The 268-nt window shown below is 62.7% G+C and carries 1 protein-coding gene; it reads left to right on the top strand.

Annotation, left to right across the window (positions count from 1 at the left end):
- Window positions 1-8: 8 nt before the first annotated feature.
- A partial coding sequence (locus FJ988_RS30560) for an ABC transporter permease subunit (RefSeq protein WP_407067851.1) occupies window positions 9-268 on the top strand: 260 nt, incomplete at its 3' end.

Raw genomic sequence — 268 nt, 5'->3', positions numbered from 1 at the left:
TCAACGGGCTGTCGGCGGCATCGGGCCTGTTTCTGGTCGCCGTCGGCCTGTCGCTGATTTTCGGCGTCACCCGGATTGTCAACATCGCCCACGGGTCCCTCTATATGCTGGGGACCTATATCGCCTACAGTCTTGCCACCAAGAGCGGCGGTGCGCTCGGCTTCTGGGGCGGCATCGTGCTGACGGCCATTTTGGTCGGCATCCTCGGCGCGATCATCGAGGTCCTACTGCTTCGGCGCATCTATCGCGCACCCGAGCTGTTCCAACT

Origin of the sequence: Mesorhizobium sp. CU3, assembly GCF_006442965.1 — a bacterium.
In the GTDB taxonomy this organism is placed as follows: Bacteria; Pseudomonadota; Alphaproteobacteria; order Rhizobiales; family Rhizobiaceae; genus Mesorhizobium.
The sequence above is the reverse complement of the archived record's forward strand: the minus strand, read 5'-3'. Positions and strand labels throughout refer to the sequence as shown.